Annotated in this window: 25 protein-coding genes; 14 read left to right on the top strand and 11 right to left on the bottom strand. The window is 66.4% G+C overall.

All coding sequences use genetic code 11. The features are described 5' to 3' along the window. Positions 1–108 precede the first annotated feature (108 nt). Complete coding sequence (locus tag MLD63_RS14420) at positions 109–573, top strand: MarR family winged helix-turn-helix transcriptional regulator (RefSeq protein ID WP_255330609.1); 465 nt, start codon at positions 109–111, stop codon at positions 571–573. 88 nt (positions 574–661) lie between these two features. Next, positions 662–1,162 (top strand): cell wall hydrolase, encoded by a 501-nt coding sequence (locus MLD63_RS14415; RefSeq protein ID WP_255330608.1) that lies wholly within the window; start codon positions 662–664, stop codon positions 1,160–1,162. Between the two features lie 64 nt (positions 1,163–1,226). Here the strand turns inward: MLD63_RS14415 and MLD63_RS14410 are convergent, their stop codons facing one another. Both MLD63_RS14410 and gatB read right to left on the bottom strand, forming a co-directional pair. Next, complete coding sequence (locus MLD63_RS14410; protein ID WP_255330607.1) at positions 1,227–2,009, bottom strand: HdeA/HdeB family chaperone; 783 nt, start codon at positions 2,007–2,009, stop codon at positions 1,227–1,229. Between the two features lie 176 nt (positions 2,010–2,185). Further along, positions 2,186–3,700, bottom strand: coding sequence for an Asp-tRNA(Asn)/Glu-tRNA(Gln) amidotransferase subunit GatB (gatB, locus tag MLD63_RS14405; RefSeq protein WP_255330606.1), 1,515 nt, complete (start codon positions 3,698–3,700; stop codon positions 2,186–2,188). A 211-nt stretch (positions 3,701–3,911) separates the two neighbouring features. Between gatB and MLD63_RS14400 the strand changes: the two genes are divergently transcribed. Then, entirely contained in the window at positions 3,912–4,574 is a 663-nt protein-coding gene (locus tag MLD63_RS14400; RefSeq protein WP_255330605.1) for a lytic transglycosylase domain-containing protein, read from the top strand. Between the two features lie 268 nt (positions 4,575–4,842). On the opposite strand, the gene MLD63_RS14395 is transcribed toward MLD63_RS14400, so the two are convergent. After that, on the bottom strand, positions 4,843–6,228 hold the full coding sequence (locus MLD63_RS14395) for a dipeptidase (protein WP_255330604.1): 1,386 nt from the start codon (positions 6,226–6,228) through the stop codon (positions 4,843–4,845). 163 nt (positions 6,229–6,391) lie between these two features. Here MLD63_RS14395 and hemA point away from each other — a divergent pair, with 163 nt between their 5' ends. The 5 genes from hemA to MLD63_RS14370 all read left to right on the top strand — a co-directional run bounded on the left by hemA (position 6,392) and on the right by MLD63_RS14370 (position 10,885). Continuing rightward, positions 6,392–7,621 carry a 5-aminolevulinate synthase gene (hemA, locus tag MLD63_RS14390; protein ID WP_255330603.1) on the top strand — a complete coding sequence of 410 codons (1,230 nt, stop codon included), beginning with the start codon at positions 6,392–6,394 and terminating at the stop codon, positions 7,619–7,621. A gap of 109 nt (positions 7,622–7,730) precedes the next feature. Next, positions 7,731–9,008, top strand: a complete 1,278-nt coding sequence (locus MLD63_RS14385) for a helix-turn-helix domain-containing protein (protein WP_255330602.1) — start codon at positions 7,731–7,733, stop codon at positions 9,006–9,008. 80 nt (positions 9,009–9,088) lie between these two features. Continuing rightward, positions 9,089–9,931 (top strand): segregation and condensation protein A, encoded by an 843-nt coding sequence (locus tag MLD63_RS14380; RefSeq protein WP_255330601.1) that lies wholly within the window; start codon positions 9,089–9,091, stop codon positions 9,929–9,931. A 5-nt stretch (positions 9,932–9,936) separates the two neighbouring features. Next, positions 9,937–10,617, top strand: coding sequence for an SMC-Scp complex subunit ScpB (scpB, locus tag MLD63_RS14375; protein ID WP_255330600.1), 681 nt, complete (start codon positions 9,937–9,939; stop codon positions 10,615–10,617). A gap of 43 nt (positions 10,618–10,660) precedes the next feature. Then, complete coding sequence (locus MLD63_RS14370) at positions 10,661–10,885, top strand: hypothetical protein (protein ID WP_255330599.1); 225 nt, start codon at positions 10,661–10,663, stop codon at positions 10,883–10,885. 4 nt (positions 10,886–10,889) lie between these two features. Here the strand turns inward: MLD63_RS14370 and MLD63_RS14365 are convergent, their stop codons facing one another. Further along, entirely contained in the window at positions 10,890–11,516 is a 627-nt protein-coding gene (locus MLD63_RS14365; protein ID WP_255330598.1) for a J domain-containing protein, read from the bottom strand. Between the two features lie 68 nt (positions 11,517–11,584). On the opposite strand from MLD63_RS14365, the gene MLD63_RS14360 reads away from it, so the two are divergent. From MLD63_RS14360 to MLD63_RS14340, 5 genes are read left to right on the top strand one after another with little or no spacing between them, the layout of a single operon-like run. Then, positions 11,585–11,848, top strand: a complete 264-nt coding sequence (locus tag MLD63_RS14360) for a BolA family protein (protein WP_255330597.1) — start codon at positions 11,585–11,587, stop codon at positions 11,846–11,848. A 34-nt stretch (positions 11,849–11,882) separates the two neighbouring features. Next, positions 11,883–12,851 (top strand): class II fructose-bisphosphatase, encoded by a 969-nt coding sequence (gene glpX, locus MLD63_RS14355; protein WP_255330596.1) that lies wholly within the window; start codon positions 11,883–11,885, stop codon positions 12,849–12,851. A gap of 59 nt (positions 12,852–12,910) precedes the next feature. Continuing rightward, positions 12,911–14,653 (top strand): single-stranded-DNA-specific exonuclease RecJ, encoded by a 1,743-nt coding sequence (recJ, locus tag MLD63_RS14350; protein ID WP_255330595.1) that lies wholly within the window; start codon positions 12,911–12,913, stop codon positions 14,651–14,653. Between the two features lie 59 nt (positions 14,654–14,712). After that, on the top strand, positions 14,713–15,405 hold the full coding sequence (locus tag MLD63_RS14345; protein ID WP_255330594.1) for a metal-dependent hydrolase: 693 nt from the start codon (positions 14,713–14,715) through the stop codon (positions 15,403–15,405). After that, complete coding sequence (locus tag MLD63_RS14340; protein WP_255330593.1) at positions 15,402–17,210, top strand: aminopeptidase P family protein; 1,809 nt, start codon at positions 15,402–15,404, stop codon at positions 17,208–17,210. Before MLD63_RS14345 ends, MLD63_RS14340 begins: the two co-directional genes overlap by 4 nt. A gap of 8 nt (positions 17,211–17,218) precedes the next feature. Here the strand turns inward: MLD63_RS14340 and MLD63_RS17985 are convergent, their stop codons facing one another. The 3 genes from MLD63_RS17985 to MLD63_RS14325 all read right to left on the bottom strand — a co-directional run bounded on the left by MLD63_RS17985 (position 17,219) and on the right by MLD63_RS14325 (position 19,281). Beyond that, positions 17,219–18,193 (bottom strand): rhodanese-like domain-containing protein, encoded by a 975-nt coding sequence (locus tag MLD63_RS17985; RefSeq protein ID WP_369697008.1) that lies wholly within the window; start codon positions 18,191–18,193, stop codon positions 17,219–17,221. A 62-nt stretch (positions 18,194–18,255) separates the two neighbouring features. Then, complete coding sequence (parA, locus tag MLD63_RS14330) at positions 18,256–18,888, bottom strand: ParA family partition ATPase (protein ID WP_255330592.1); 633 nt, start codon at positions 18,886–18,888, stop codon at positions 18,256–18,258. Between the two features lie 75 nt (positions 18,889–18,963). Further along, the gene (locus MLD63_RS14325; protein ID WP_255330591.1) at positions 18,964–19,281 is read right to left on the bottom strand and encodes an antibiotic biosynthesis monooxygenase family protein; all 318 of its coding nucleotides are present in this window, start codon (positions 19,279–19,281) and stop codon (positions 18,964–18,966) included. Between the two features lie 122 nt (positions 19,282–19,403). On the opposite strand from MLD63_RS14325, the gene MLD63_RS14320 reads away from it, so the two are divergent. Next, positions 19,404–20,453 (top strand): dipeptidase, encoded by a 1,050-nt coding sequence (locus MLD63_RS14320; protein ID WP_255330590.1) that lies wholly within the window; start codon positions 19,404–19,406, stop codon positions 20,451–20,453. 10 nt (positions 20,454–20,463) lie between these two features. On the opposite strand, the gene MLD63_RS14315 is transcribed toward MLD63_RS14320, so the two are convergent. From MLD63_RS14315 to MLD63_RS14300, 4 genes are all read right to left on the bottom strand, one after another. Then, entirely contained in the window at positions 20,464–21,453 is a 990-nt protein-coding gene (locus tag MLD63_RS14315; RefSeq protein ID WP_255330589.1) for a glycoside hydrolase family 3 N-terminal domain-containing protein, read from the bottom strand. A 9-nt stretch (positions 21,454–21,462) separates the two neighbouring features. After that, positions 21,463–22,662: an SPOR domain-containing protein gene (locus MLD63_RS14310; RefSeq protein ID WP_255330588.1), complete on the bottom strand. Its 1,200-nt coding sequence runs from the start codon at positions 22,660–22,662 to the stop codon at positions 21,463–21,465. A gap of 72 nt (positions 22,663–22,734) precedes the next feature. Continuing rightward, complete coding sequence (argS, locus tag MLD63_RS14305) at positions 22,735–24,477, bottom strand: arginine--tRNA ligase (protein WP_255330587.1); 1,743 nt, start codon at positions 24,475–24,477, stop codon at positions 22,735–22,737. A gap of 72 nt (positions 24,478–24,549) precedes the next feature. After that, positions 24,550–26,472: a cation:proton antiporter gene (locus MLD63_RS14300; RefSeq protein ID WP_255330586.1), complete on the bottom strand. Its 1,923-nt coding sequence runs from the start codon at positions 26,470–26,472 to the stop codon at positions 24,550–24,552. Positions 26,473–26,730 lie beyond the last annotated feature (258 nt).

Below are 26,730 nucleotides of genomic sequence, written 5' to 3'. Positions count from 1 at the left end.
ATTATCGTGGGCGATCCAATCGTAGCCGATAAAATATGCCTTTTACATCGATGTCGCGGAAATGCGAAAGGGGACGGCGAATGCGCGACAGGCAGCGATGGGGCAAGAATGAGTGATGATCGATCTGACATGGCGCGCGCTGGAAGTGACAGCCTGGACGCCAAGATCTGCTTCGACATCTACGCGACGAATCTGGCTTTTGCCCGATTCTACTCGGTCTGGCTGGAGCCGCACGGGCTGACCTATCCCAACTACCTGGTGCTGACCCTGCTATGGGAACGCGATGGCCAGAGTCTGGGCGAGATCGGGGCCGCGCTAAGCCTGAAGTCCAACACGCTGACCCCGCTGGTCAAGCGGATGGAGGCAGCGGGCCTGCTGGTGCGGGAACGGTCCTCGGTCGATGAGCGGCAGGTGATGCTGAAGCTGACCACCAAGGGCAAGGCGCTGCAGACCACGCTGGCCGATCTGCCCGCCTGCACCGTGGCGGCCACCGGCCAGAGCCACGAGACGCTGCGCGCGCTGCAGCTGCAATTGCGGCAGATTCGTGCCCATCTGGGGCGCGAGCCACGATAGAGCCGGTCGTCGCGCCGCGTTTTCCATTGTGCTGTCGCCGGTCTCTGGCGCACAATCGGCAAAAATCCGGCAGAATGACGGGACAGGCATGGACTTTCGAACAAGTTTGCGCGGCGCGGTCGCGCTGGCGCTGATCGGCGCGACGCTGATCGGCTGCTCACGAGGTGGCGGCGGCAATCGCGAACTGGATTGCATGCAGCGTGCCATCTACTTCGAAGCAAACCGGTCAAGTCGCGTGGGCATGATCGCCGTCGGCAATGTGGTGATGAACCGTGTCCGGTCGGATCAGTTTCCGAACTCGATCTGCGGTGTGGTGGGGCAGAAGAACCAGTTCGCGCCGGGTGTCCTGCGGCGCGAGATGCGGGCCTTGCCGGACGTCCATTCGGCAGCGGTGTCCGTCATGCGCGGCGAGCGTGCGCCGGGGATCGGCAATGCGATGTTCTTCCATACGCATGGCTATCGGTTTGGCTATGACAACATGCATTACGTGCTGACCGCGGGCGGCAATGCCTTCTACGAGAAGCGGAAAAGCCATCTGGTGCGGCAACGCGCGCCGCTGCCACCGATCGACGGGATCAGGGGCCGCTAGGGGCACGACATGAAAAAGGCGGCGGTTTGACCCGCCGCCTTTGATCTGCCGTCGATGGCCAGGCTTACATGCTGGCCTGATCGATCGCGTCGCTGAGCGTCATGTAGGGGCTGCTGCTGCAGGCCGACGCGACATCCTCGGCCGAGAAGCCCAGCATTCCGGACGCGTCCATGCTGCCCGAGGCGCTGTCGCCCGACGCGCTGTCCGAGGACGCCATGTCCGTCGATGCGGCGTCGGTCGATGTGGCATCGGCAGAGGCAGGATCGCTGCCGGTCGCGGCCATGTCGCTCGATGCGGCGGTGTCGGAGCTTGCCGCATCCGTCGAGGCGCTGTCGCTTGCCATGTCGGTGGTGGCGGCGTCGGTCGAGGCGCTGTCGGCCGCGGTGTCCATGCTGCCGTCCGAGGCCGCGGTCGCATCCGTTCCTGCGTCAGCGGCCGCCGTGTCGGTCGATGCGCCGGCATCGGCGCCAGCGGTGGCATCGGTGGACGCCGCCATGTCGGTCGAGCCGGCATCAGTCGATGCCTCGCCCGAACCTTCGGCCGCGGTGTCCATCGGCTCTTCGACGCCGACCTCGGCCGCGGTGCCGCCGCTGGCGGTGGACTCGCCCGAACCGCCGCCGCTCATCGCCATGCCGGCTTCCTCACCCGCCTTGTAGCCTGCGACGTAGTAGAGAACGCCGTGCATGCTTTCGCTGTCCATGCTGGTCACGTCGGCGCAGGTCATGCTGGCGGGGTCCATCCCGGCCATGCCGGCGCCGGTGCTGCTGTCGGCGCTTTGCGCCATCGCCATGCCGGCGGGCAGGGCACAGATTGCGGTCATCGTGGCGAGTTTCATCTTGAAGGTCATTTGCAACTCCTCCGATTGCGTGTGCGAAGCCAATGTCCCGAATGGGCCGATGTTCCATCATCATTTGTTGGTCCTTCGGCTGGGACGGACGCAGCAGAACGGCATGCGCCGCCAAGCGCCTGAAGTGGCGCCGTTATCCGCGTGAGGGAGGGGTCGGCGAAAACCGGCCGGGCGGTTCAGCCGCCGAGCTTGCGGGCAACGAGTTCGTTGACCACGGCCGGATTGGCCTTGCCGCCGGTGGCTTTCAGGACCTGACCGACGAACCAGCCCGCGAGCTTGGGGTTCTGCTTGGCCTTTTCGACCTGCGCGGGATTCTCGGCGATGATGCGATCGACCTCGGCTTCGATGGCGCCGGTATCGGTCACCTGCTTCATGCCGCGCGATTCCACGATCTCGGCCGGATCGCCGCCTTCGGTCCACAGGATCTCGAACAGGTCCTTGGCGATCTTGCCGGAAATCGCGCCCGATGCGATCAGGTCGATCACGCCGCCCAGCTGCGCAGCCGAGACGGGTGAGGTCTCGACGCTGAGCCCTTCCTTGTTCAGCCGACCGAAAAGCTCGTTGATGACCCAGTTCGCGGCCTGCTTGCCGTCGCGGCCCTGCGCCACGGCTTCGAAATAATCGGCGTTCTCGACTTCCGCGGTCAGCACGCCGGCATCGTATTCCGACAGGCCGAGTTCCTTCACGAAGCGGGCCTTCTTTTCGTCCGGCAGTTCCGGCATCCCGGCGCCGATTCCATCGACCCAGGCCTGCTCGATTTCCAAGGGCAGCAGGTCGGGATCGGGGAAGTAGCGGTAATCGTGCGCCTCTTCCTTGGACCGCATCGAGCGGGTCTCGCCCTTGTCCGGATCGTAGAGGCGGGTTTCCTGCACGATCTGGCCGCCATCCTCGATGATGGCGATCTGGCGGCGTGCCTCATGCTCGATCGCGGCCTGGATGAAGCGCATCGAGTTCATGTTCTTGATCTCGCAGCGTGTGCCGAGATGGCCGAAATCGCCGGTCTCCTGATAGCGCTCGTAGGCGCCGGGCTGACAGACCGAGACGTTGACGTCCGCGCGCAGGTTGCCGTTCTGCATGTTGCCATCGCAGGTGCCGAGATAGCGCATGATCTGGCGGAGTTTCGCGACATAGGCCGCCGCTTCCTCGGGGCCGCGGATGTCGGGGCGGCTGACGATCTCCATCAGCGCGACGCCGGTGCGGTTGAGGTCCACGAAGGACATGTTCGGGTCCATGTCGTGGATCGACTTGCCGGCGTCCTGTTCCAAGTGGATCCGTTCGATCCGGACGCGGCGGGCGACGCCGGGACCCATGTCCACGATCACCTCACCCTCGCCCACGATGGGGTGGTAGAGCTGGCTGATCTGGTAGCCCTGCGGCAGGTCCGGGTAGAAATAGTTCTTGCGGTCGAAGGCGCTGCGCAGGTTAATCGCAGCCTTAAGGCCGAGCCCGGTGCGCACCGCCTGCGCCACGCAGAATTCGTTGATGACCGGCAGCATCCCCGGCATCGCCGCATCGACGAAGGCCACATGGCTGTTCGGTTCTGCCCCGAAACCGGTCGAGGCACCGGAAAACAGCTTGGCGTTGCTGGCGACCTGGGCGTGGACTTCCAGACCGATGACCAGCTCCCAATCCCCCTTCGCGCCGGCGATGACCTTGGGTTCGGGGGCGGTATAGGACAGATGATCCAGCATGGCGGCCTCGTATTCGTTCGGGCGGGTTTTACGGCAGGGCCGCGGATGCGGCAAGGGCGCGACGGCGCGGCGATCCCTTGCCGGTCGCGGACGGCTTTCGGCAAGTCCTTGCCGATGCAGGCCTATTCACCGAAATGCGAGGGACTTGAGCGTTTGCGCAAGGCCATCGGCAGGCTAACGAACCCGAAGAGCAACAGATCTTCGAGCGTCCATGACCCGCCTACGCCGCCCCGCGCCCCGCCTCGTCCTCGCCACATGTCTCGCCCTGGCCGTCGCGGGATGCGACGCGACGATGCAGGATCAGGGCGGCATGAACATGCTGGTCAGCCGCGATGTGAAGCGCCCCGAAGCCGATGTACCGGCCGCGGCCCCCGCCGTCGCGATGCGGTGGGGCAACAAGGCCGGATCGGACGCGTGGACGCAGGCGACGCTGCAGGCGCTGGACCGTCACGGCGTTCAGATGGTGTCGAACGTGCCGTCGGATATCGGCGTCTATTGCCCCGGCTATGCCGCGCGTGGCGAGAACGGACGCAAGGCGTTCTGGGCCGGCCTGCTGTCGGCTGTGGCCAAGCATGAAAGTACCTACAACCCCAAGGCCAGCGGCGGCGGCGGCAAATGGCTGGGCTTGATGCAGATCTCGCCTGCGACCTGGCGCAGCTATGGCTGCTCGGGCGAGATGATGAACGGCGCCGACAACATGGCCTGCGCGGTCCGGATCATGTCCAAGCAGGTCGGCCGCGACAACGCGGTCGCGGGCGGCAAGGGCGGCTGGCGCGGGGTCGCACGCGACTGGGCGCCTATGCGCAGCGCATCGAAACGCGCGGACATCGCAGCATGGACCAAGCAGCAGAGCTATTGCTCGCCTAAGGCGTGAACGGGCAGGGGGCGTTGCCCCCTCGGCCCCATGCCGGGCCTTACCCCCAGGATATTTCCGGACGGATGAGCGCTTAAGGCTTTCTCAACCCGAATCGGACAGGATGTTGTCACGGTACAGGCGGGGACGCCGATGACCGTGACGGAAGACGCCGCGCGCCCGGCCCAATTGTGGACGGGCGCGCGTGTGCGTTTCATCCGTCCGCAAATATCCCGGGGGGCGAGGAGCGCAGCGACGAGCGGGGCGGAGCCCCGCCGTCATCGGCGCATTAGCGCAGCGCCCCAAGAATGCGCGCCCAGGAGCGCGCGCCCTTGGCGAAGCTCTCGACGTCGTATTTCTCGTTCGGGGAGTGGATCCGGTCATCGTCGCGGCCGAACCCGATCAGCATCGAATCCATCCCGAGGATACGCTTGAAATCGCCCGCGATCGGGATCGAGCCGCCGGCGCCGATATAGGCGGCCTCTCGTCCCCATTCCTCGCTGAGCGCGGCCTTGGCAGCGGCAAAGGCGGGGTCCGACGTGTCCATCACGCTGGCCGGCGCGCCGCCATGTTCGTGGAACTCGACGCTGCAATCTTCCGGCAGGAAGCTCTGCACGTGATCGCGGAAGGCTTTGCGGATCTTCTCCGGATTCTGCTGTCCAGTCAGGCGGAAGCTGACCTTGGCCCGCGCCTCTCCCGGCAGGACGGTCTTGAACCCGTCGCCTGCATAGCCACCGGCGATACCGTTGATTTCCGCCGTGGGCTGGTTCCACGCCATTTCCAGCGGCGTCCGGCCCTTTTCGCCGATCGGTGTCCTGAGACCCACACGCGACAGGAATTCCGACGCGTCGAAGTTCAGTGCCTGCCAGTCGCGGGACAATTCGTCGCTCAGGTCCTCGACCCCATCGTAGAAGCCGGGCAGGGTGACGCGGCCGTTCTCGTCCTTCAGCGCGGAAAGCGCGCGGGCCAGGATCATGATCGGGTTCGCGGCCAGCCCGCCGAAGCTGCCCGAGTGCAGGTCGCGGTCGGCGGCGCGGACGACCACCTCTTCCCCGACGAGGCCCCGCAGCTGCGTGGTGATCGCGGGCCGGCCATCGGCGTAAAGCCCGGTATCGCAGATCAGCGCGAGGCTCGCCGACAGCTCTTCGCGATTTTCTGTCAGGAACGGAACGAGCGAGGGCGAACCCGATTCCTCCTCACCCTCGAACAGCAGGGTCAGGTTGGCGGGCAGGCTTCCGTGGACCGACTTCCATGCGCGGCAGGCCTCGACGAAGGTCATCAGCTGGCCCTTGTCGTCGCTGGCGCCGCGGCCGCGGATCAGGCGGCGGCCGTTTTCCTCTTCCAGAGCGGGCTCGAAGGGCGGGCGATTCCACAGGTGCAGCGGATCGACCGGCTGCACGTCGTAATGGCCGTAGAAAAGAAGCGGGCGCCCTTCGCCTTGGGGCGAAGTTGCGACGACCATCGGGTGGCCGGCGGTGTCGCGGACCGATGCCTCGAACCCCAGCGACTGCAGTTCCGCGCAAAGCCAATTGGCCGCGTCGCGCACATCGTTCTTGTGCGCCGGATCGGTGGAAATGGACGGAATCCGCAGGAAGTTCAGAAGCCGGTCCAGGGCCGCGTCCAGGCCCTGATCGAGGCGGTCGAGCACCGCCGAATCGTCACGCTTGTTGTCCATCGCTCACCTCAACTTGTTCAATTGACGTAAGGAACAGGATGCTCCTTTGGTCCAACGCGGTGTTTTTGGCCTGTCAATTTCAATCAATGGAATGTAACAAGTCGGCACGCGCGTGATCGGACCATGATCGCACCCAGCCAGCTACGCAAGGGACACGCCCGGAATGAACTTTGACGCTGCCCTCGACCGGGCTCTCGGCAAGCTGCATAACGAGGGTCGCTACCGCACCTTCATCGACATCGAGCGGCGCAAGGGCCAGTTCCCGCATGCGATCTGGACGAAGCCGGACGGGACCGAGCGCGAGATTACCGTCTGGTGCGGCAACGACTATCTGGGCATGGGTCAGCATCCCGTGGTGCTGGACGCGATGCACGAGGCCTTGGACGCGACCGGCGCAGGCTCGGGCGGGACGCGCAACATTTCCGGCACGACGGTCTATCACAAGCGTCTGGAAGCCGAGATCGCCGATCTGCACGGCAAGGAAACGGCGCTGGTGTTTTCCAGCGCCTATATCGCCAACGACGCCTCGCTGTCGACGCTGACGCGGCTGTTTCCCGGTCTGATCATCTATTCGGACCGGCTGAACCACGCATCCATGATCGAGGGGATCAAGCGGCACGGTGGCGAGAAGCGGATCTTCCGCCACAATGATCTTGATCACCTGCGCGAGATGCTGGAGGCCGACGATCCGGCCGCGCCCAAGCTGATCGCCTTCGAATCGATCTATTCCATGGATGGCGATTTCGGCCGCATCGGCGATATCTGCGATCTGGCCGAGGAGTTCGGCGCCCTGACCTATCTGGACGAGGTCCACGCGGTCGGGATGTACGGCCCGCGCGGCGGTGGCATCGCGGAACGCGACGGGCTAGCGCACCGGATCGACATCATCAACGGCACGCTGGGCAAGGCGTTCGGCGTGTTCGGTGGCTATATCGCGGCCAGTGCGAAGATGGTCGACGCGATCCGATCCTATGCGCCGGGTTTCATCTTCACCACGTCGCTGCCGCCATCGGTCGCGGCAGGGGCCGCGGCCTCGATCCGGTTCCTGAAAGGGCTGGGCGGCGCGCGCCTGCGCGAGCAGCAGCAGACCAACGCGCGCATCCTGAAGATGCGGCTGCGGGGGCTGGGCGTTCCGACGATCGACCACGGCAGCCACATCGTCCCGGTCCATGTCGGAAATCCGGTTCATTGCAAGATGTTGTCCGACATGCTTCTGAACGATTTCGGCATCTACGCACAGCCGATCAACTTCCCGACCGTGCCGCGCGGGACAGAGCGTCTGCGCTTTACCCCATCGCCGGTCCACGACGCCAAGCAGATCGATCATCTGGTGCGCGCGATGGATGCGCTTTGGTCACGTTGTGCACTCAACCGCGCGGAAATCAGCGCGTAATACACTTCCAGGGTGTAGCAGTCTCGCTTCCGTGATAACCATTGCTTAATGAGGCAGTGATAGCCTTGCGATTCGCGCGGGGCTGCAAGAAGAACACGGATACCTTGGCATGAGCGGGCTGCGGGCCACGATCCCGACGGGGGAGGATGTCCCGATGGAGGACACCAACGCCTATTTCGATGAAGACACCCGGTTGGGTGATCTGATGCGGGGTGAGCGGGCCACCAAGGGCAAATCGCTGCTGGACGTGCAGCGCGAACTGCGCATTCGCGCGTCCTACATCGCCGCGATCGAGAATTGCGACATCACCGCCTTCGACACGCCGAGCTTCATCGCGGGGTATGTGCGATCCTATGCGCGCTATCTGGGGATGGACGCGGAATGGACGTTCCGTCGATTCTGCACGGAATCGGGTTTCCAGCCCAGCCACGGAATGGCGCCGGCCGCCGCGGGGCCGAAACCCACGCGCCGCCCGTCCGAGCCGGTCGAGGCGCTGGCCAATCCCAAGGCACTGTTCATCCCGCAGCCGGAAAGCTTCTGGTCCTCGGTCGAGCCGAAGGCGATCGGCTCGGTCCTGGTGCTGGCGCTGCTCGCAGGCGGTCTGGCCTTCGGTGGCTGGTCGGTCCTGCAGGAGGTGCAGCGCGTCAACCTGACGCCCGGTGACGACGCACCCGAGATCATCGCGACGCTGGACCCCGTCGCGGGCGGGGGCGACCTGTCCGGGCCGGCGGCCGATGACAGCGACCTGACCGCACTGACGCGCGGCATGGCCCAGCCCGAGGCGCTGGACCGGACCTATCGTCCGCAAATTCTTGAAGCGCCGGTGCTGACCGCGCGCGACAGCCCGATCGCGGCCATCGACCCGCGCCTGGAACCGCCGGTCCAGACGGCCACGGCCGACACCGGGACCGCGCCGCAAGGTGCGACCCAGACGGCGGGCGCGTCGCCCGAGCAGGCGATGGCCTATGGCCCACAGCTTCCCGCCGAACAGCTTGCGGTGCGCACCGTGGCACCAGATGCGCCGGATCTGGAACTGCTGGCCGCGCGCCCGGCCTGGGTCCGCGTGACCTCGGCCGATGGCACGGTGCTTCTGGAAAAGATCATGGACGCGGGCGAACGCTTCACCCTGCCCAACATGGAAGAACCGTCGCTTCTGCGCACGGGCAATTCGGGCGCCGTCTATTTCGCGGTCAACGGACGGACCTACGGTCCGGCCGCGCCGGGACCGCAGGTGGTCAAGAACGTGGAATTGTCGGCCAGCAGCCTGACGGCGAACTATGCTTTCGCCGATGTCGCGGCCGATCCCGAACTGGCCGAGATGATCGCCGTCGCGCAGGCGGGCCCGGTGCCCGTCGATCCCGAAGAGGGCGCGTCGCAGGCCGACTGAACGGCCGTGCCAAGCCCTTCCCGCGCTTGACCTTCTGCGGGTTTCGGTCGACGCTGAACGCCCAGATCAGCAGGTGCGCCATGACCAGACCGCCGGCAGATGTTCCCCATCTTCGTCCTGTCCCGGACACCGATCCTGGACGCGACGATGATGCCGCGCGCCAGCTGGCCGATGTCGCCACGCGGCGCGCTGAAGAGGCGCTGATCGTCGATGTCGATGGGTTCGAGGGGCCGCTAGACCTGCTGCTGATGCTGTCGCGCACGCAAAAGGTCGATCTGATGAAGATCTCGATCCTGCGGCTCGCCGAACAATATCTTGCCTTCGTCGAGCAGGCGCGGCGGCTGCGGATCGAACTGGCCGCCGATTACCTGGTGATGGCCGCCTGGCTCGCCTTCCTGAAATCGCGCCTGCTGCTGCCGCCCGATCCCGAGGATGAGGGTCCGAGCGCCGAGGACATGGCCGCGCACCTTGCTTTCCAACTGGAGCGCTTGCAGGCGATGCGGCAGGCGGCGTCGCGCCTGATGGGCCGTGATCGCCTGGGCCAGAGCCGGTTCCAGCGCGGCGCGCCCGAAGCCGTCGCGCGCAGCAGGCGCACGGAATATCAGGCCGGGCTGATCGACCTCATGCGTGCCTATGCGCGGGTCAAGACCAAGGACGAGTTCCGTCCCTACGCCTTCGACCGTGATGGCGTCTTCACCATGGAGCAGGCGCTGGATCGGGTCCGCAAGCTGATCGGCTTTGCGGGCGACTGGACCGATCTGGCCGATTTTCTGCCTGATGGCTGGTCCGCCGATCCCGCCCGGCGCCGGTCCGCGACCGCCGCGACCTTTGCGGCCACGCTTGAACTGGCGCGTGAGGGCAAGCTGGAACTGCAGCAGGACGGCACGTTCAGCCCGATCACCATCCGGCGCAAACCGCATTGAGCGCGATGGAGGACGCAGAGGACAAGGTCGAGGACGAGACGCAGGGCTCGTCCTTCCCGCCGCCCCCTCTCGAAGCGCAGGAGAGGATGGTCGAGGCGCTGCTGTTCGCCTCGGCCGAGCCGCTTTCGGTGCGCGCGATGGCCGAACGCCTGCCGCGCGGCTGCGACCCGGCCGAAGCGGTGCGCGCATTGGCCGCCCGCTATTCCGGTCGCGGGGTCGTGCTGGAACGGGTGGGCGAGGGTTGGGCCTTCCGGACCGCACCGGACCTGTCCTTCCTGATGCAGACCGAAACGGTGGAGACGCGGCGCCTGTCGCGCGCGGCGACCGAAACGCTGGCGATCATCGCCTATCATCAGCCCGTCACCCGTGCCGAGATCGAAGAGATCCGCGGCGTCGCCGTCAGCCGCGGCACGCTGGATCAACTGATCGAGATGGGATGGGTCCGGGTCGGCCGCAGGCGCCAGACGCCCGGTCGCCCGGCGACCTTCGTCGTGACCGAAGGATTTCTGGATCATTTCGGGCTGGAAAGCGCCCGCGACCTGCCGGGCCTGTCCGAGCTTCGCGCCGCAGGACTGCTTGAATCCCGGCCAGATGGTCCGCTGGCCCCCCTTGCTAGCGCCGCGGAGGAGGAGGATACCGGGGAGGAGACGGGCGCCATCGACGGCGATCTGTTCGAGGACGACTAAGCCTCGATCCGCCGACGGGCGACGATGCGAAGGGGGGAACGCGATGCCGAAACCGAACCTGATCCAGCGGATCGCCGCCTTGTTCCGGCGCGGCAAGGCCGATGGGAAAGCCGGTGGCAAGTCGGACAAGCCGGCCGCATCGACCGTGCGCGCCGAAGCCGCCGCCCGCGCGCAGGCGGCCGCTCAGGCAGCCGCCAAGCCCGCATCCGCCAGCCGCGCGGCTGCCAAACGCGGACGTCAGGCGGCGCAGCGCAACAAGCACCGCTGATCGTTCAGTCGCGGAAGTAGCGGCTGTCCTTGACCTGATCCCAGGCCCAGACGACTTCCGACAGCCGATCCTCATCCGAGCGGTCGCCGCCGTTCATGTCGGGGTGAAGATCCTTGACCAAGGACTTGTACTGCTTTCGGATTTCGGTCCGCGTCCAGCCGTCCCTGGCTTCCAGGATTTCCAGCGCCTTGCGTTCGTTCGGGGGCAGCTTGCGGCTGACGCGGGCGCGCGCTTCGGGGTTGGTGCCATTCGCGCCCAGAATCTCGTGCGGGTCACTGACGCCGTGGCGCGCCCAGGCCTGTTCCTGGGTGGCCTTGCCGAAAGGTTTGGTCGGCCGTTCCCAGACCGTCGCGTTGTCCAGAAACTCTTGAAACTCGGCTTCGGACTGACCTTGGAAGTAGTTCCAGTTCAGGTTGTACTCGCGCACGTGATCCTTGCAGAACCAGTAGTAATCATCGAGATTTCTGGGGCTTTTCGGCGCCCGGTACTGACCCGGCTCGTCACAGCCTTCCTTGTCGCAGATCCGGGTCGAGGTCTCGAACGCGCCAGACATTCCGCGCCTGCCCTTGGAGCGGCGTTTCTTGTCCTTGGCAACCGAGAGGTCGAATCCGAACGGGTCGTTGTTGGTCATGCGAAGGGCCCTTTGCGACTCGGGACACGGAGTTTAGGTGTTTTGGGGGCAGAAGGAAGGGGCCAAGGATGATCGAAGACGAGATGCAGACGAAGCTGGCGGATTTGCGCCCCGAGCGACTGGAGATCGTGGACGAAAGCGAACAGCATCGCGGCCATGCCGGCTGGCGCGAGGGCGGCTCGACCCATTTCCGCATCCGCATGGCGTCGAAGGCGTTCGAGGGACTGAGCCGGGTGGAGCGACACCGGCTGGTCCATCGCACGCTGGGCGACATCGTGCCGCGCATCCACGCGCTGGCGCTGGAGCTTGATGTGCCGGGCGCTTCTGCCTAGACACGCCCATGACATCAGATCGGAGCGCGCGCGGATGAACGGGAAGACCACGGATTTCAACGATCGGATGCTGTCCCTGGGCCTTGCCCGCGTCAGCGAGGCCGCGGCCCATGCCTCGGCGCTGCTGATCGGGCGCGGCGATGAAAAGGCCGCCGATCAGGCCGCCGTCAACGCGATGCGCGACCAGCTGAACATGCTCGACATCAAGGGCACCGTGGTGATCGGAGAGGGCGAGCGCGACGAGGCGCCGATGCTGTATATCGGCGAAGAGGTCGGCAGCGGGCAGGGGCCCGAGGTGGATATCGCGCTGGACCCGCTGGAAGGCACCACGCTGACCGCCAAGGACATGCCGAACGCGCTGACCGTGATCGCGATGGCCCCGCGTGGGACGCTGTTGCACGCGCCCGACGTCTACATGGACAAGCTGGCGATCGGTCCGGGCTACGCCACCGATGTCGTCAGCCTGGACATGGCACCGGCTGAACGCGTGCGCGCACTGGCCGCCGCACGCGGTTGCAAGGAAAGCGACATCACCGTCTGCATTCTGGAGCGCGAGCGTCACGAGGCGATGATCACCGAGGTGCGCGAGACCGGTGCCGCGATCCGGTTGATCACCGATGGCGACGTCGCAGGCGTGATCCATTGCGCCGAGGCCGAATTGACCGGGATTGACATGTATATGGGGTCTGGCGGCGCGCCCGAGGGCGTTCTGGCCGCGTCCGCGCTGAAATGCATGGGCGGTCAGATGTGGGGCCGGCTGCTGTTTCGCAATGACGACGAAAAGGGCCGCGCCGAAAAGGCCGGCATCACCGATCTGGACCGCATCTATGCGCGCGATGATCTGGTGACGGCGGACGTGATTTTCGCCGCGACCGGCGTCACCAACGGCTCGATCGTGGCAGGGGTGAAGCGCGAGCCCGGCTACCTGACGACAGAGACGATCCTGATGCGGTCAAAGACAGGTTCGGTCCGCAGGATGATCTATCGCAACCCGGTGAAATAAGGGGCTCTGCCCCGTCCCTGCGGGACTCCCCGGGATATTTCTGGACGGATGAGACACGCATGGCGGCATTTCTGGGCGTCGAACGCTCGCTGACCGGGCGGCGCTGGATCGGCCCGGACACGGCACTGGAACGGCGCGCCGAAGGGTTGGCGCAGGCCGCGTCGCTGCCGCTGGCTGTCGCCCGCGTGCTGGCCGAACGAGCGGTCGAGCCCGACGGCGCCGCGCTGTACCTGAACCCGCGCCTGCGCGATCTGCTGCCCGATCCGCTTTCGCTGCGTGACATGGCGCTTGCGGCGGAACGGCTGGTCGCGGCGGTGACGCGGTCCGAGCGGATCGCGATCTTTGCGGATTACGATGTGGATGGCGGCGCCTCGGCCGCGCTGCTGATCGACTGGCTGCGGCTGCAGGGCAAGGCGGCGACGCTGTATGTGCCGGATCGGATCGATGAGGGCTATGGCCCGAACCCAACCGCGATCGCCGCATTGGCTGCGGATCACGACCTGATCGTCTGCGTCGATTGCGGCACGCTGAGCCATGAGGCGCTGGCGGCGGCAGCGGGCAAGGCCGATGTGGTCGTGCTGGACCACCATCTGGGCGGCGAGACGCTGCCGCCCGCCTTGGCGGTGGTAAACCCGAACCGGCAGGACGAGGATGGCACCCTGGGCCATTTGTGCGCGGCCGGGGTGGTTTTTCTGACGCTGGTTCAGGCCGGACGCGTCCTGCGTGAACAGGGTCTGCCAGAGCCGCCGTTGTTGCCGATGCTGGATCTGGTGGCGCTGGCGACGGTCGCCGACGTGGCACCGCTGGTCGGTGTCAACCGCGCCTTCGTGCGCACTGGGCTGCAGGTGATGGCCGACCGCCGACGGCCTGGCCTCGTCGCCCTGTCGGATGTCGCGCGGCTGGACGGGCCGCCAAGCGCGTTTCATCTGGGTTTCCTTCTGGGTCCGCGGATCAATGCAGGCGGACGCGTCGGTCGCGCCGATCTGGGCGCGCTGTGCCTTGCCGCGACCGAGGCGGTCGAGGCGGGGCGGCTTGCGGCCGAGCTGGACGGGCTGAACCGTGATCGGCGCGGGATCGAGGCTGCGGTGCGACTGGAGGCGATCGCGCAGGCCGAGGCGCGCGGTCAGGCGGGCCTGGCCTGGGCGGCGGGACCGGGCTGGCATCCGGGCGTCGTCGGCATCGTCGCGGCTCGGCTGAAGGAGGCGACGGGCCTGCCGTCTGTCGTGATCGGCGTGGAAGGCGGGATCGGCAAGGGCAGCGCCCGATCGGTGCCGGGCGTCGATCTGGGCCACGCGATCCACCGCCTGGCCGACGAAGGCTGGCTTCTGAAAGGCGGCGGTCACGCGATGGCGGCTGGTCTGACGGTCGAGGAGTCGCGGATCGAGCCTGCCATGGCGCGGCTGGCCGAATTGCTGGCGCCGCAGTTGCAGACGCGGCAGGGCAGTGCCGACCTGCGATTGTCGGGGTTGATCGAGGGCGCGGCGGCCACGCCCGAACTGATGCGGCAGATCGAGGATGCGGGACCGTTCGGGCAGGCCGCGCCCGCGCCGCGCTTTGCCTTTGCGGATCACCTGATCGACAGCGCGGGCCAGATGGGCGACGGGCATCTGCGACTGCAATTCCGTGCCCCTGGCGGTCCGGCGATGGAGGCGGTCGGCTGGAACGCGATGGCCGGTCCGCTGGGGCCGGAACTGGTCGGCGCGCGGGGTCGGCGGTTCCACTTGGCCGGAAAGTTGGAGCTGTCCACGTGGAACGGTCGCGCGCGGGTCCGCCTGCGGCTGGACGACGCCGCGCCGGCCTGAGGGCCTTTCGCCCTCCGGATCGCAGCGCTAGGGTCCGGACAACGTCAAAGGAGAATGCGATGAAACTGACCTGGCTTGGCCATGCAGGATTCCGGCTGGAGATCGAGGATGCGGTCCTCCTGATCGACCCCTGGATCAGCGGCAATCCGACCTTCCCCGACGGGCGCCGGGACGAGGCGATCAAGGATGCGACCCATATCCTTCTGACCCACGGACATGGCGATCATTCGGGTGACGTGCTGTCGATCGCCAAGGAACTCGGAATACCTGTCGTGGGGATCTTCGATCTGACTTCGGCCTGGGAAAAGCGCGAGGGGATCGAGGTCACGGGCTTCAACAAGGGCGGCACCGTCGATCTGGGCGGTGCGAAGGTCACGATGGTGAACGCGACTCATTCCTCGTCCATCGAGGGGAGCGACGGGCCTGTCTATGCGGGTCACGAATCAGGCTACATGATCGCGGGCGAGGGGCACGTGATCTATGTGTCGGGCGACACCGACATCATGGCCGACATGGAATGGATGGGCGAGTTGCATCAGCCCGATATCGGCATCCTGTGCGCCGGCGGGCATTTCACCATGGACATGAAACGTGCGGCCTGGGCTGCAAGGAAGTATTTTGATTTCAAGACCGTGATCCCCTGTCATTACAAGACTTTCCCGCTGCTGGAGCAATCGGCCGACGCCCTGGTCGAGGGCCTGCCCGGCGTCGATGTCCTGACGCCCGAGGTGATGGAGACGATCACGCTGTGAGCGGATTTCAGGATTTCGATCAGGCGGGTGCCGGGGGCGATCACGCGGCGCGGCTGCGCGGCCTTCGCGCGCGGCTGGAGGCGGCGGGGCTCGACGCGTTCATCGTGCCGCGCGCCGACGCGCATCAAGGCGAATACGTGGCCGACGCCGATGCGCGGCTGGCCTGGCTGACAGGGTTCACCGGCAGCGCCGGTTTCGCGATCATCACGCAGGACCGCGCCGGGGTGTTCATCGACGGCCGCTATCGCGTCCAGGTCCGGGCCGAGATCGATGGCGAGCACTTCACGCCCGTTCACTGGCCCGAAACTCGGCCCGCCGACTGGCTGAAGGACGCGCTGCCGGGCGGCGGCAGCGTCGGCTTCGAACCCTGGCTGCACACACGGCGCGAGATCGAGACACTTGAAAGCGGCCTGTCCGGTAGCGGGATCGAGCCCGTTCCGATCGAGGAAAATCCGATCGACGCGATCTGGACCGATCGACCCGCGCCGCCGGTAGGGGCCGCGCGCATCCATGACGACACAATCGCGGGTGAGACGTCAGCGGACAAGCGAGCGCGCCTGGCGGCCGATCTGCGCGAAGCCGATCAGGCCGCAGCGCTGATCTCGCTTCCCGATTCGATTTCCTGGCTGCTGAACATCCGCGGCGCCGATCTGCCGCGCAATCCGGTGGTGCAGGGTTTTGCGATCCTCGACGCGGACGGCCATGTGGCGCTGTTCGCCGATCCGGCGAAGTTCGACGATCAGGTGCGCGCGCATCTGGGCAACGCGGTGACGATCCTGCAGCCCCATGCGCTGACCGCCGCGCTGAGCGAGATGGCGGGGCCGGTTCGGCTGGACCCGCAGACCGCACCGGAACAGGCGTTTCGGTTGCTGGAGGATGCGGGCACGACCATCGCGCGCGGGCCGGACCCGGCGATTTTGCCCAAGGCGCGCAAGAACGACGCGGAACTGGACGGGATGCGCGAGGCGCATCTGCGCGACGGGGCGGCGATGGTTCGACTGCTGGCCTGGCTGGACCGGCATGGCCCGGACGGCCTGACCGAGATCGATGTGGTCGAGAAGCTGGAAAGCTTTCGGGCCGAGGCAGGGGTCACCGACATCAGCTTCGACACGATCTGCGGGTCGGGGCCGAATGGCGCGATCGTGCATTACCGGGTCAACCGCGCCAGCAACCGCGCGCTGTCGGCGGATGAGCTGCTTCTGCTCGATTCCGGCGGGCAGTATCCGGACGGCACCACCGACATCACCCGCACGGTCGACATGGGCTCTGCGCCTCAGGAAGTGCGTGGCCCGTTCACCGCCGTTCTTCGGGGGATGATCGCGATCAGCCGCGCGCGATTTCCGAAAGGGGTCGCGGGTGCGCATCTGGACGCGCTGGCGCGGCAGTTCCTGTGGGCCGAAGGGTTGGATTACGACCACGGCACCGGCCACGGCGTCGGCGCGGCCTTGTGCGTCCATGAAGGCCCGGTGCGCATCAGCCGGGTCAGCGACATGGCGCTTGAGGCGGGGATGATCCTGTCGAACGAGCCGGGCTATTACCGCGAGGGCGCATTCGGCATCCGCATCGAGAACCTGATCGTCGTTCAGCGGGTCGAGGCGGAAGCCGGCCGCGAGATGCTGGGCTTCGAGACGCTGACCTTCTGTCCGATCGACCGCCGACTGGTAGACGCGGAGGCATTGTCCCGCGATGAGCGTGGCTGGCTCGACGCCTACCACGCCGACGTTCTGGCGAAGATCGGTCCGCGCCTTGAGGGTGCGGACCGTGAATGGCTGGAGGCAGCGACCCGGCCAATGCAGGATCGCTGAAGCCGAGATCAGTTGGTCGGGACGGTTTCCGCTTCGGGCTCCGGCTGGGTCAGCGCGTCGAGTGATCGTTGCGCGCGGTCCAGCGCGCCAGATGCCGCAGCGCCTGCATCGTCAAGCGCCGCGCCGGCCGCATCCTCGATCGCGTCGGCGGCGTCGCGATACGGGTTCGCCTCTGCCTCATCCTGCGTGGCCGCCTCGACATCGGCGGCCGCTTCCGCCTCGGCCGCGGGGTCCGGCGTATCCTCCTGAACGGGCGCAGCTTCGGTTTCGGCGGCCTCTTCAGCGGTGCCTTCGACGACCGGATTCTCATCCATCGTCGCATCGGCATTAGTGGCGGCTGCGGCTTCCTCAGCCATCGTCACATCGGGAACCGCGGCATCGCCGCCCGACACGGTCAGCCCCAGAAGCCGCCAGGTCTGCATCCCGCCGCGATAGTAGCGGATGTTTTCGGCCGGAAAGCCGGCCTCGATCATCGCGCGGATCGCGGTGGGTGATTGACCGCACCACAACCCGTTGCAGAACAGGATCACCCGCTCTGCATTGGTGCAATCGAATTGGCCGTCGAAATCCGGGTCGCAGCCCAACTCGCCCAGCATCTCGACCGCTTGCAGATAGGGGATGTTGATCGCGCCGGGGATGGTGCCGGTCGCGAACCAGTCCGAGGTGCGTGAATCCACGACAATCGCGTCGCCCGATTCCAGCGCGTCGAGCAACTCCAGTTCTCCGATCGTCTCGACGCCGGGTGCGGGCTCGTGCGGCTGGATGCAGAAGGGTGGACAGTCGCGATTGACCACCGCCCATTCGCCCTCAAGCTTGGCACCTTCGGTCTGTTCGCGAGTGATCGTAACGGGGCCGCGCGTGGTCTCGACCGTGACTTCGGACATTTCGGGGGTGATGCCGACGCGCGGCGCCTCCGTGGCTTCCTGCGCACCGGCTAGGGCCGGGGCGGCAATCAGACAGGTCGTCAGAAGAAACTGGCGCATGGTTCATCCTCCCGCATTTGCTGAAGGGTGAACCCGTCAGGCCCACAGGTGTTCCCACCCGTTCAATCGAAGCGGGCCAGAACCTCATCCGTCAGGGCGTCGATCTCGGTTCTTGCGGGCGAGGCGCGGCGTTCGGCGACGCCTAGACCTTGGCCCAGCATCTCGGCAAAGGCCACGCGGTTCGACAGCTCTGCCGTGGCGACGGCCGCGCCCAGATCGGCGGCGCTGCCCGCGATTTCGGCGCCAAGCCGTGTGCCCTGCCGGGTGCGGTTCATCACCACCAGCACGTCGGCCTTTTCGCGCCGCGCCAGATCAAGCACACCCTCGGTCGCCCACAGATCGACATGGCTGGCTGACACGGGCACCACGACCAGATCGGCCACGCGCAAGGCGGGTCGCAGGTCGCTGTCGATCTTGGGGGGAGTGTCGATCAGCACGAAATCGAACCGCTTCTTCAGCTTTTCTGATTCGTAGCTGGCACCCCAGGCCGACGAGGTGGAAAATTCCAGTTCCTCATCCTCGCCGGTCCGCTCCATCCGTTCCATGAACCAGCGGCCCATGCTGCCCTGTGGGTCGGTGTCGACCAACGCCACGGAAAAGCCACGCTGACGCAATGCGATGGCAAGGTTCACCGCGATCGTGGTCTTGCCCGAGCCGCCCTTCTGCTGGGCGATGGTGATGATGCGTCCGGCCACGGCAGATCCCCTGTCAGCAGTTTCCGCAGTGCAGCATAAGTGGCAAAGATCCTGATTGCACGGAGAATTGCGCGATCAGAACACCGCCTGAACCTCGTACATGACTGGCTCGAAGCTCTTGCACATGCCGTGGATGACGCGGTTGCGCTCTCTCATCTCGGGGGTGCGGAGCATGGCCTGATAATCCTTGCGATCGCGCCATTGCGAATAGGTGCAGACGCGCGTCTGCGCGTCGTTCAGATGCACGGCGCCCGCGATGAAGCCCGGTTGCCGGCTGATCACGGTCGACCAAGCATCTTGCAGCAGATCGACCACGTCCTGCGCTGATCCGGGCGTCACCTCGAAGGTGCAGATCACGGTCTGGCCGTCGAAATCTTGGCGGATGTCAGGCATGGCGCGGTCCTCCCTGGCTGGCCCTGGGTCAAGGGTAAGGCGAAAGGGCCGGTCCTGCAAAGCGGCATTGAAGCCGTCGCGCGACGGGTGCAGGGTCGCCGCCGAGCAAGAAGGAGCGAACGATGATCCCGGTCTTCGACGGACATAACGATTTCCTGCAGCGGATGGTGGCGGCCGGACCGAACGCATCCGACCTGTGGTTGAACGGCGACGGAACCGGGCATCTTGATCTGCCGCGGATGCAGGCGGGCGGAATGGTTGGCGGCTTCTTCGCCATCTGGGTGCCGATGCCCGAGGGGCTGAACGATGGCCGCGCCGTCGAGATCATGCAGAACCCGCCCTTCGCGATGCCGCTGCCCGATGCTGCCGACGTGGCCGAGGCGGTGGGCCATGCCTTCGCACAGGCCAGCAAGCTGGTCGCGATGGAGCGGACGGGCACCGTCCGGATCGTGCGGAGCGCCGCCGATATCCGCGCCGCGATTGACGAGGGCAAGATCGCCGCGATCCTGCACATGGAAGGCGCCGAGGCGATCACCGACATGGATGCGCTGCACCTGTGGCACGGTGCCGGGCTGCGTTCGCTGGGGCCGGTCTGGTCGCGGCCGACGGCGTACGGGCACGGCGTGCCTTTCGCTTTCCCGTCCAGTCCCGACACGGGCGAGGGGCTGACGCCGGCCGGGCACGATCTGGTCCGCGAATGCAACGCGCTGCGGATCATGCTGGACCTGTCGCATCTGAACGAGAAAGGGTTCAACGATGTCGCGCGCCTGTCGGATGCGCCGCTGGTCGCCAGCCATTCCTGCGTCCACGCGATCAGCGAAAGCGCGCGCAACCTGACCGACCGGCAGCTTGGCCTGATCCGCGATTCGGGCGGCCTCGTCGGTTTGAACTACGCCGTCAGCTTCCTGCGCGAGGATGGCCGGCGGCAGACGTTCGACGGATATGATCCGCTGCTGCGCCATCTTGACCATCTGTTGGAAAAGCTGGGCGAGGATGGGGTCGCGCTTGGTTCGGACTATGACGGGGCGCTGGTCCCGACGGATCTGGAAGACCCCTCGCGGCTGCCGGATTTCCTGGATGCGATGCGGGCGCATGGCTATGGCGAGACGCTGGTGCGCAAGATCGCGGCCGAGAACTGGATCTCGGTGCTGGAACGGACCTGGGGAGCGTAGGGAAGGGCGGCTAGACCGCGACCCCGGTCAACGCCATGAACTCGCGGACAAGGGCCGCCCGATCGTAAGGTGCGGGCGGCTTTCGCAAGGCCAGCGCGGCGTCTGCGCGGCGCTGTGCGTCGGCCGTCATCGCGCCGGCGGCGGCGACGACAGGCTCCATCGCGGCAACGTCGCCGTTGCAGTGAAGGGCCAGATCGCATCCCGCGGCAATGGCGGCGGCAGCGCGCTCGGCCTCGGTCCCTGACAGGGCCTTCATCGTGATGTCATCGGTCATCAGAAGACCGTCGAAACCGATCCGGTCGCGGATCACCGCGATCGTCTCGGGTGAGGCCGTGGCGGCGCGATCGCTGACAACATCCAGACGCATATGGCCGGTCATGCCCATCGGCAGATCGTTCAGCGCCCGGAAAGGGGCGAAGTCGCAGGCATCCAGATCGTCCAGCGATACGCCGATCCGGGGCAGGTCGTGGTGGCTGTCGGCCACCGCGCGGCCATGGCCCGGCATGTGCTTCATCACCGGCAGGACACCGGCATCGAGCAGCCCGTTGGCGCAGGCGCGACCGAGGCGCGCGACCTCGGACGGATCGGTGCCGAAGCAGCGGTTGCGCAGAAACGGGTGCGTTTCATCCTGCGCCACGTCCAGCGTGGGCGCGCAATCGCTGTCGATCCCGATCGCACGCAGTTCCTGCCCGATCAGGTGATAGCGCAGCCACATCGCACGCGTGCCCGCCCAGGCCTGATCCAGCGGCGCGGCCCATTCGGTCCAGTGCGGCCCGCGCAGGCGCTGCACCCGACCGCCTTCCTGATCGACGGTGATGATCGCATCGCGCCCCACCGCATCGCGCAGATCGGCGGTCAGGCGACGGACCTGATCCGGCGTCTCGATATTGCGGGCGAACAGAATGAAGCCGAACGGATCGGCCGAGCGGAAGAAGTCCCGCTCGGCCGGTTCGAGGGTCAGTCCGGCGATGCCGCCGAGAATGGTCGCATTGGGGGCCATCCGCGCGCCTTACTGGCCCGCGGGGATGCAGTCGGTGCCGGCGTCGATCAGAGCCTTGCAGAACTGACGTGCCTCGTCGCGCGAGCCGAAGCCGGCGACGCGCAGGCGCCAGAAGGTGCGGCCGTTCGATTCGTGCTTCTGGATCACCTGGCCCTTGCCGGAAAACAGGCTGCCATGCTTGCCAGAGACGCGGCCCCATTCGCTGGCGGCGATGGCATCGCTGTCAAAGGCGCCAATCTGGACCTGCGGTCCACCCGAGGCGGACGCGGTCTGGACCGGAGCGGGGGCGGGCGCCGGCGCGGCAGGCGCCACGGCTTGGTCGCGCGATGCGGGACGGGACGCTGCGGCAGGCGCGGGCGTTGCGCTGACGGTCTGCACCGGTGCTGCGACGGCAGCGCGGCGCGGACGCGGCGCCGGACGGGCGGAAACCTGCACGCTGCCGGTTGCGACCGTGTCTGCTTCAGGGGCGGCGATCGGACGCTGCGCCTGCGCCAGCGCCTCGTTGATCGCGTCGGGTTCGGCGATCTGGCCGTTCTCGTCGGTCACGGCGGATGTCACGGCGCCTTCGGCGGCCGGTGCATCGCTGACCTGCGCTGCCTCGACCGCGAGGGCCGCGGCTTCGGCTGCGGCGCGAGCCTCCTCGGCTGCGGCCAGCTGCGCATTCGTCATCGCGATCTCGGGCGCGCCCTCGAAGTTCAGCGGTGTTTCGCTGTCGACCAGCGGTTCGCGTGCGGTTGCGCCCAGTGCGCCCATCGCCACATCGCTGTCGTCCAGTCCGGTCGTTTCAGGGGCGATCGCGACTTCATCGGCGGGTGTCCGTGCTACCCCTTCCGCGACATCGTTGACGGCCAATCCAGTATGACCGGTCAGCTCCCCGCCGGGTTCCTCGGGCGAGGTCCGAGCTTCGCCCTGCAGCGCCGCGATGACCGGCACGCCCGAAACGTCGCGCATCACCAGCTGCCATCCCCAACCCAGCAGTCCGACCATCAGACCGACCGAGAGGACCGCGCCAAGGTAATGCGTCAGCCGTCCCAACCGTGAGGGAAGATCCTCGACGGACGGATTGGCCGCGAATCGACGATGGTCCCGCGGCGCGTCTTCCGCGTCCTGCTCATCCCAGCCGAACTGTTCGAAATCCTCGTTCCGCCGCGCCCGCTGCCGCGAACGCGTGAAGCCGAATCCGCCATCGCGGAAATCCATCACTGCCATCTCTGCCTGCCCCGCCGGTTCAGTTCCGGCATTGTGTTGACTGCTCGTTCCGCCTGCGGAGGCGCTGTATTTTCAGCGCATTTCTTCCGCAGGAGTGACGCCGAGGATACCCAGACCGGACGAAATGACAACGCCGACGGATCGCGCCAGGGCGATTTTCGATGCCGTTGTGTCCAAATCGCCATCCTGGACAAAGCGCAGCCCGGTTTCGTCGTTGCCCCGGTTCCACAGGGAATGCAGGCTCGATGCCAGATCGTAGAGATAGAAAGCCACGCGATGCGGTTCGTGTGCGCGGGCGGCGTGTTCGACCTGGCGTGGCCATTCTGCCACCTTGCGGATCAATTCCAGTTCGGCCGGGTGATCGAGCTTTGACAGATCCGCCTTGGCCAATGCCGCGTCCGAGACATCGACGCCCAGTTCGGCGGCCCGGCGCAAGACCGAATGCACACGCGCACTGGCATACTGGACGTACCAGACCGGGTTGTCCTTGGACTGTTCCAGCACCTTGGCGAAGTCGAAGTCCAGCGGCGCGTCATTCTTGCGCGTCAGCATGTGGAAGCGGGTCACGTCGGCGCCGGCCTGTTCGACGACATCGCGCAGCGTGACGAAGGTGCCGGCCCGCTTGGACATCTTGAACGGCTCGCCGTTCTTGAACAGCTTCACCAATTGGATCAGCTTGACGTCCAGGGGCACGCGGCCGTTGGACAGCGCCTTGACCGCCGCGTTCATCCGCTTGACGTAGCCACCGTGATCGGCGCCGAAGATATCGATCAGCTGATCGAAGCCGCGGTCGATCTTGTCCCAGTGGTAGGCGATGTCAGGCGCGAAATAGGTCCAGGCACCGTCCGATTTCTGGATCGGACGATCGACGTCGTCGCCGAATTCCGACGACTTGAACAGCGTCTGTTCGCGGGCCTCCCAATCTTCGGGAAGCTTGCCCTTCGGCGGCTCGAGCGTGCCGCGATAGATCAGGCCGGCGCTGCGCAGGCGTTCGATGGCGGCCTCGATCCGGCCGGTGCCATATAGCGCACGCTCGCTGGAAAAGATGTCCATCGAGATGCCCAGCAGGGCCAGATCACCCCGGATCAGGTCCATCATCTGCGCGGTGGCGAAGTCGCGGATCTCGACCAGCCATTCCTCTTCCGGCTTGTCGATGAGGCTGTCGCCGTAGCGCGCCTTCAACGCCTCGCCCACGGGGATCAGGTAGTCGCCCGGATAAAGCCCCTCGGCGATCTGCGGTTCCAGCCCGTTGGCCTCGCGGTAGCGTTCATAGGCGGACCGCGCCAGCACATCGACCTGCGCGCCACCATCGTTCACGTAATATTCGCGGGTGACGTCGTGCCCCGAGAAGCCCAGCAGGCTCGCCAGCGCATCGCCGAAGACCGCGCCACGCAGATGGCCCACATGCATCGGGCCGGTGGGGTTGGCGCTGACGAATTCGACGTTGACCTTCTGACCGGCACCATAGGTGCTGCGGCCGAAATCCTCCCCTCCGTCCAGCGCCGCGCGAACCTGGTCCTGCCAGATGCCGGGCGCAAGGCGCAGGTTCAGGAAGCCCGGGCCCGCGACTTCGACGCTGGCTATGGGACCATCGGTCAACCGTGCCGCCAGTTTCTCGGCAATGTCGCGCGGTTTCATGCCGGCGGGCTTGGCCAGCACCATCGCGGCGTTGGTCGCCATATCGCCATGCGCGGGATCGCGCGGCGGCTCGACCGTCACGTTCGCGAAATCCAGTCCCTGCGGCAGATCGCCCGCCGCCACCATCGCATCAAGCGCGTCGATCACCCGCGCGCGGATATCGTTGAAGAGGTTCATCACATCATTCCTGCTGATGTGCCGCACTAGCGCTTCGCAGGCGGAAAGGTCAACCGCGCGGGCAGGGCAGGCTCATGTCTGGTAGTCGGCCTCGCCGTTGTTCTTGCGCACCGCCTCAGCCTGATCGCGGGCCTTTTCCTTCTGATCCTCGGTCTTCTTCGCCTCTGCCTCGTTGCTGATGCGCTCGACCAGATCGGGCGGCAGAAGCGAGACGATGCGCATGCCCGGCACGAACTCGAACTCATCATCGGGGGCGACCATGCGTAGACCTTCGCCGTCGGGGTCCACGATCACCAGCGGGACGGCGCCGGGACGTGCTTCGTGCCAATCCTCAAGCGTGTATTCCTCGGTCAGGCGCGTGGTGCGAAAGGCCCAGCCCTCGGCCAGCATGTCCAGATACTGCGCAAGCGTCCGATTGCCGGCGATGGGCTGACCGCCAAGCTGGCTGGGAAGGGCGTGTCGGGCGCGATCCTCCTTGTGGCGCGCGACCTGCCAGATCGAGTCGCGGCCGAATTCCGGTCCCAGGTCCGAAGCGACGAGCGTGTTGTAGGCGTCGTTGTCCGACGCAGCGAGGATGGCGCCGAAGGCGAGAAACTCCACGTTGTTTTCGGCCGCTTCGCCCAGGATGTCGCCGTAGAATGTGGGCAGCCCGTCGGCCCGTGCGCCGCGCAGATGGTCGCGGTTCGAATCGGTGATTAGCACATTGACCTCGGCCCGCTGCAGCGCCGCGGCCAGCCCGGTCGAGAATTGCGAGCCGCCCACGATCAGCAGCGCCGGCTTCTCGCCCGATGTCAGGCCAAGCTTGCTGGCCAGCGGTTTCAATGTGAAGCCGTGCAGCAACACCGTGGCCAGCACCAGCACGAAGGCCAGGGGCGCGATCTGTTCACCGTCCGCGATGCCGTTTTCGACCAGCCGCTCGGCGAAGATGCCCGCGACCGCGACCAGCACCACGCCGCGCGGCCCGGTCAGCGCGATCAGGATCTTTTCGTTCCAACTGAGATTCGTGCCGATCAGCGAGATCAGCACCGTCAGCGGTCGCGCCACGCAGACCACAAGAACCACGAACAGGGTCGTGCGGGCCCAGTCGAGGCGGGCGAGCGTGTCGAATTCGATCCCCGCCGCCAGCAGGATGAATACACCCGACACCAGCAGGATCGTCGCGTGTTCCTTGAACCGATGCATCTCGTAATAGCTGGGCAGGTCGGCATTCGCGATCACCAGCCCCATGATCGTCACGGCCAGCAGGCCGCTTTCATGCAGGATCGAATCTGAGACGGCGAAGACCGCCAGGACCGACACGAACAGCAGCGGCACCTTCATGTATTCGGGGACCCAGTTGCGCCGGAACACCCGAACCAGCAGGACGCCGCCAGCCACGCCAAGTGCGGCTGCGAAACCCAGCCCGAGGCCGAATTCGGCCAACGCGCGCCCGATGGCCAGATCGCTGTGCCAGACCGTCACGCCGACCATCGCAAGAACCGCGACCATCGCGCCGATCGGGTCGTTGACGATGCCTTCCCATTGCAGGGTCTGCGCCGGGCGCGAGGTCAACTTGGCTTGCCGCAGAAGCGGCCCGATGACGGTAGGGCCGGTCACGATCATGATCCCGCCGAAGACGAGAGACGATTCCCATCCGAGCCCGGCGCCGTAATGCAGCACCAAGGAGGACAGCGCCCATCCCATCGGCGCCCCGACATAGACCAGACGCCGGACGGCCGGACGCGCATCCGCCAGTCTCTTGAAGCTCAGCGTCAGCCCGCCCTCAAACAGGATGACTGCAACGGCGAGGGAGATCATCGGCGGCACGAGGGCGCCGATATCCCGGCTGGGAATGAAGATACCTGTGACGGGGCCCAGGATCAGACCGGCGGCTAGCATCAGGACGATCGCTGGCAGCCTGAACCGCCATGCAAGCCACTGGGCGCCGACGCCCGCGACGCCCACGCAGGCGAACGCCTCGATCGGGCTCAGGCCGCCCAGTGCTTCTGTTGCCATGTGTCGATCTGTCCCCGTCCTGTCGTTGCCTGCCAACCGCCCGCGCAGCGGGCTGGTTCCATCATGCCCCGGAACCGCAACGGAAATCCGGGAAATCTTGACGAGAGCACCACTTTCGTCTAGGTCGCGCATGCCTGCATCCGGCAGGCAAAGGCGGGGCGTGCGAGATGCGTCCCATGATCGCCGGCACGACACCGATCGACGGGGTCACGGCAGGGACCATCGCGCCAGACACGGCGCAGGCATCAAGAAAGCCCC

It is taken from the genome of Paracoccus albicereus (genome assembly GCF_024359525.1).
Taxonomy (GTDB): Bacteria; Pseudomonadota; Alphaproteobacteria; order Rhodobacterales; family Rhodobacteraceae; genus Paracoccus; species Paracoccus albicereus.
The sequence above is the reverse complement of the archived record's forward strand: the minus strand, read 5'-3'. Positions and strand labels throughout refer to the sequence as shown.